Consider the following 4,792-nt stretch of genomic DNA (forward strand, 5'->3'; position numbering starts at 1 on the left):
TTTTCTCCACGAGTACCTGTTGCATACGCAAGAAACAATCTGATTCCACATCCAGGACAACTCCAGTGGTTAAAGCCAAACTTAACATGTGTCACTTTATCGTAACCACACTGTGGGCACATAAATTCAGCCTTTACCATCTCACCATCTTTAGGCATCCATGTCGGTTTCTTGAAGTCAAACTTAGGATCAGTATTAGAGTCTTCATTCGTTGCGCCTGAGTCTTCCGGAACGAATGTATGTTTTTCCTCACGACCAGTATTTAATTCATCATTACGACCAGTAACCAACTGATGTGACTTAAAAATTTCCTCAAAACTCAATTCACGAGTTGCTTCAACTGTTACGGTCAAATCATTGTTTTCAATCTTTAATTTCATAATTACTTACCGTCCTCTTTGGTTGATTTTTTATTCTCCTCGGCATGTTGCTTCATGCGCCGGTGCTTCCGTTTAATCGTTGAACGCTTCTTAGTGTGTTTAGGCATCTTCGTTCTCCGTAATGTAGTATTTGCCTTCGTCAATCGAATCAATGTACTTATTACCACATTGATATTGCCAATCCGGCAATTAAAACGTAAATCGTTAAGGCTTTGGCCAACCCGTGTTCCTCATCTTCAACCGTCATTGAAACAAATAGCACGATCAAGATTAGAAAAACATACGCCCACATCCAACCATCCCCTATCAATGTGTATACCGCTAGAATAGCCATCCCAGGACAACTACAAACAGCTTGATACCGCCGACAACTATGAAGCAGACTGCTGTCCACGCTACCCAATCAGCAAACAAATCTTTAATTGTCATCATTCGCCCTCCATCGATTCTGCCATCGCCATAACCAGCGGGTAGTCTTCCCATGCTACCTCCGATTCATCGGCATATCCCATAGCCTCACAGGCCGCTTGTATGGCCCATGCCGGTATTTCTTTATCCATATCTAATCCCCCTTGTCATTCGGGTCAACGTCATACCAGCCCTTAGCGCACATCAATTTCCAATGATAATTTTTATCACTCGCTGTTTTATTCAATTCATTACATCGTTTAAAAGCATCACCATATCGCTTGTAATATTTTGAATATTCATTGTTGTACTCGCCCTGAAACAGCAGCACTATCTTATAAACCGCAATCGTTTCCCGGCCTACCGCCATTGATAACTTGCTCATTTAACACCCTCCGTAACTTCTTCTATCTCTACTCGCGGGTTTCGCTTATCAACTACAAATTCGTCCTGAAATCCAGTTATATGTTTTCGATTGTCGTTGCCCAAAATCCCAGCCTTCATAAAACCGTCCAGCACAAACTTTTTAGCAAATGCAATATTGTCCGCGTCTTTTCGGCTGTTTTTCGTGTACCACGTAAATTTAAGCTTGCAAGGCCAACTGAATTCGACTCCAGAATTCCGGCTTGCCCTCGCGTATACACTACATAAGGCCGTGTACCGCTTCTTTAGGTTAGCTGCCGCATACCGATTGGCCCGTTCAGCCTTGATGTACTCATTTAAGCTAGGTAATTCGCCCTTAATCACGACTTTGCTCATACTTTCGGCACCCAGCTAATGTAATAGCCATTAACAACCCCGTTAGACATACTGGCCTGTCTAATCGAAAACTCTGGGGCGTCAATTCTCTCGCATAACCGTGACAGGGTTTGATACGCGATCACTTCATCAGAATTGTTATACTTCTCAGCACGCCAGTAACCGTTATTCAGTGGCAGGCTGTATTTGTGGACTAAATCCTTTACCCGCTTGAATTCAATTGCCGTGCTTTCGGCTATCTGCCTGAGAGAATGTTTGCCATGTTTACGTGCTTGCAGAATGGCTTTGATATCTTCACGCTCTCCCTGCTTCGGATCTTGTTTCATACTGGCTAGGTAGGCCGCATCATCCCATGGCTTAGCTGTTTCCTCTTCAATGACTACCGGGAACTGCCACTCGCCATGTTGGTACTTGGCCAGTACCAAGCGATGTAGTTCTGGCTCTTCGCCAGTAGCTAGCACCCTATGCTCCTCATCAAACGTCTTGATTGCGTACATTAGACAACACCCCCGCTAATTCCTTTTCGTAGTGCTGGTGTACCGCCTGCGTACAATTAGGGCACGGCTGTACTACCCATACACCTTTCATAATTTCAACATGCACAATTTTTGTGCCATTACATTCACACATTAGAACGATACCTCCCGCTTATCCGGTGTTGCTGCTGTAAAACTAATGACGTGCCCGTTTATGCCGCGGTACAATCGCGAGATGATCTTCGGGTTATATACGTTTGCTAAACCGGCACTACCCAAATTGGTGGTGATAATGGTTCGCTGACGATTATTCACAATCCCAAATAACACATTCTGCACGTAATCGCTGGCTTCTTTTCGGTTCTTACTCTGATCACTTTGGAACGTCGCTTCTGAGCCTAAATCATCAAGCACTAGTAAGTCTGCATCGCCTAGCAATTGAACCATGTTCTGTTCGGTATAACGGCTGTCAGGATGGCCGAAACTGCCTTTGATTAATCGGAACAATTCATTCACACTAACGAATAGGCAGGCCATAGGTTTGTCTGCGTGATCATTCACTGCTTTAGCAATGGATAAGGCCAAATGCGACTTACCGCGCCCCGGCAGACCCGTCAATATCGTGTTGTACGTAGTTTTTGGGTTTAAATACTCGCCAGCAATCTTCCGTGCCAGCTTTAGGTTATTCGCTGACTCCGAACTGTTCGGGCGGAAATTATCAAAGTTGGCATCCATCAGGGTCGGATCATCGAATATCGAGTCCATGGCCAACACGTCAGAGGTTCGGCGCTTATGCCAGTAATCATTAGCATGATCAATAATCTTGTGGTTTTGCTGTTCAATTTTTTCTTTGGTACAAACCATGCAGAATGGCTGGTGTCCCTGCATGTAAACCATATTCACCCCATGCCGTGGGCAAACTTGGTCGCTGGTCTTTAATCGTTGTAGCTCAGGAAAGCTAATCCCTCGCGCACTCTTAGAAGTCGTTTCTGACATACGTTTGTGCCTCCCTTGATGCCTGACCACCGCTAGTCGCAGCTGGTTGAACGGGCGGTGTCATGTCGTAATTGCTTAACCAACCGCCGTTATCCAACCAGTTCGCTAGCTGCTGAACGTACTGTCCCTGTATCCCCTTAACTTCCAAGTACCGCTTATAATTGCCGATACCCTGAATAATTTGGTCTTTCGTAGCTTTACCAGCGGGGGTGGCACCAGTCACGGTAGCCCGATAATAAGCATTCCATGCGTCACCAAACTTTTCTTGGCGTGGGTAAACAGCCCACACTTCGTTCTGGAACTCTTCACGAATATGGTCACGTGGGTCCTTATTATCTTTTTCGGTAGTAGTCGGTTCAGGTGTAGTATTAGTAAGTTCTTTGGAGCTACCAGTTGGGCTACTGTCTGGGGTACCAGTTGAGCTACTACTTGGGTTACTAGTTGAGCTACTATTATCGTTTCTAGTAGCCCAACTGGTACTGTAAAGCCTGATAATTTGGTACTGAGGCTTTTGCTTATTTCTTTTGCCGGGGACGTATTTGATTAATCCAAGTTGTACTAGTTCGTTCCTAGCCTTCTTTAGCCCGGCCTCGGATAGTCCAGTAAGATCGAGCAACGCAGAATTCTTTAGGGTAAACAGTTTATCTAGCTGATACTCATCGTTCGCGTAGTCCAATAACTCGCGATACAGGTTATTTTGACCAGTTGAGATATCTATTTGATTCCGTTTCAGATTTCTGTAAGCTCGTCTTTGCTTGAAATAATCCAAATCTACACCTCCTTCGCTAACATGGGCCTCACACCCACTCGGTGGATTCAGTCACTGCTGCATTCAAGCCAATTCGAATGTTTATTTCTTATCAAATGCCGCTAGCAATCCTTGTAGCTGGCTCTTAGCATCCTCTGCTTGTGCTACTGTCAGATTCTTCCAATCATCGTCAGTCCCTTTCCAATCAGAGACAATTTGTTGAATAACCTCATTAGTCACTGATAATGGTGTGCCATTCTTGGTTTGGGTGGCCAGTTCACCAGCAAGGTTAGCAATCTCACTCGTCTGTTTTGAACTAGCAATGATGGTGGTAGGATCAAAATCTTCATTCGCCTTATCGTCTGCTACAGGCTGTTGCTTGCCAGCTAGTAATAATTTAGCAGCAGTCTTAAATTCAGGTTTCTGTGCATTCTCAGCTAGCCATTCAATATAGCCACGATTCTCATTCATGACATCTCCCATGCTCTTGCCTTTATTTTTGCCAAAGTTAAGTTTTAAATTAAAGGCTTCATCATGAGTCATGGTTTCGTTATTCTCACGTTGGTTAAAGTTCTGCATATCTTCGACATCCTGTGTGAAGACATTTGATAAACTAGCGATGGTCAGTGTGGCATCAACCTGGGCCCGCTTTTTCGCCATCTTCAATACCGTGTTTTTCATTGAAAAGCCATCACGAGAAACGTACTTACTCTCTTTTGTATTTGCCGACCCTAATCCCTCAGTTAACTGCATACCGCTCTTGTATAGCACGCACTTGACGGTGTAGTCGAAATAACCCGACTCGTAGTCCTCAACTTTATCGATAACGTTGTATTCGCTGGTCACGCCCATCAACATTTGAATTTTTTCGGCACCCGGTTTAAGGAGCGTCGGCTTCTGTGTACCAGGGACGACCCCAAAATCTTGACCATCTTTTAGTTGATGTTGAACCATAGTTTGGAAATTAGAGATAGCCTGTAGTTCGCTAGCCATCTTGTTTTGATCAGTACCCATGATTAGGGATA

At 44.4% G+C, this 4,792-nt stretch carries 8 protein-coding genes and 1 pseudogene; all 9 read right to left on the minus strand.

Annotated elements, in window-relative coordinates; all coding sequences use genetic code 11:
• A pseudogene (locus DY78_RS05090) lies at positions 1-380 on the minus strand (hypothetical protein); the annotation flags it as partial.
• A 160-nt stretch (positions 381-540) separates the two neighbouring features.
• A complete protein-coding gene (locus DY78_RS16780) occupies positions 541-672 on the minus strand; it encodes a hypothetical protein (RefSeq protein ID WP_268872499.1) in 132 nt (43 codons plus the stop codon).
• A 136-nt stretch (positions 673-808) separates the two neighbouring features.
• On the minus strand, positions 809-940 hold the full coding sequence (locus tag DY78_RS16785; protein WP_103420656.1) for a hypothetical protein: 132 nt from the start codon (positions 938-940) through the stop codon (positions 809-811).
• Between the two features lie 2 nt (positions 941-942).
• A complete protein-coding gene (locus tag DY78_RS05095) occupies positions 943-1,173 on the minus strand; it encodes a hypothetical protein (protein ID WP_015968494.1) in 231 nt (76 codons plus the stop codon).
• A complete protein-coding gene (locus DY78_RS05100; RefSeq protein ID WP_024624015.1) occupies positions 1,170-1,547 on the minus strand; it encodes an endodeoxyribonuclease in 378 nt (125 codons plus the stop codon). Before DY78_RS05100 ends, DY78_RS05095 begins: the two co-directional genes overlap by 4 nt.
• On the minus strand, positions 1,544-2,044 hold the full coding sequence (locus DY78_RS05105; RefSeq protein WP_024624016.1) for a hypothetical protein: 501 nt from the start codon (positions 2,042-2,044) through the stop codon (positions 1,544-1,546). The genes DY78_RS05100 and DY78_RS05105 overlap by 4 nt, the downstream gene beginning before the upstream one ends.
• 132 nt (positions 2,045-2,176) lie before the next feature.
• The gene (locus DY78_RS05110; protein WP_024624017.1) at positions 2,177-3,019 is read right to left on the minus strand and encodes an ATP-binding protein; all 843 of its coding nucleotides are present in this window, start codon (positions 3,017-3,019) and stop codon (positions 2,177-2,179) included.
• Entirely contained in the window at positions 3,000-3,788 is a 789-nt protein-coding gene (locus DY78_RS05115; protein ID WP_024624018.1) for a DNA replication protein DnaD, read from the minus strand. The genes DY78_RS05110 and DY78_RS05115 overlap by 20 nt, the downstream gene beginning before the upstream one ends.
• An 81-nt stretch (positions 3,789-3,869) precedes the next feature.
• Positions 3,870-4,792, minus strand: a 923-nt coding sequence (locus DY78_RS16385) for an exodeoxyribonuclease X C-terminal domain-containing protein (protein WP_338043890.1), incomplete at its 5' end; no start/stop codon positions are given.

It is taken from the genome of Lactiplantibacillus fabifermentans DSM 21115, from assembly GCF_000498955.2.
GTDB classification, from domain to species: domain Bacteria; phylum Bacillota; class Bacilli; order Lactobacillales; family Lactobacillaceae; genus Lactiplantibacillus; species Lactiplantibacillus fabifermentans.

Excerpts from the sequence above, each read along its gene's own strand:
- DY78_RS05100 (WP_024624015.1), bottom strand. The coding sequence starts at position 1,547 with ATGAGCAAAGTCGTGATTAAGGGCGAATTACCTAGCTTAAATGAGTAC.
- DY78_RS05105 (WP_024624016.1), bottom strand. The coding sequence starts at position 2,044 with ATGTACGCAATCAAGACGTTTGATGAGGAGCATAGGGTGCTAGCTACT.
- DY78_RS16785 (WP_103420656.1), bottom strand. The coding sequence starts at position 940 with ATGGATAAAGAAATACCGGCATGGGCCATACAAGCGGCCTGTGAGGCT.
- DY78_RS16780 (WP_268872499.1), bottom strand. The coding sequence starts at position 672 with ATGTGGGCGTATGTTTTTCTAATCTTGATCGTGCTATTTGTTTCAATG.
- DY78_RS05095 (WP_015968494.1), bottom strand. The coding sequence starts at position 1,173 with ATGAGCAAGTTATCAATGGCGGTAGGCCGGGAAACGATTGCGGTTTAT.
- DY78_RS05110 (WP_024624017.1), bottom strand. The coding sequence starts at position 3,019 with ATGTCAGAAACGACTTCTAAGAGTGCGCGAGGGATTAGCTTTCCTGAG.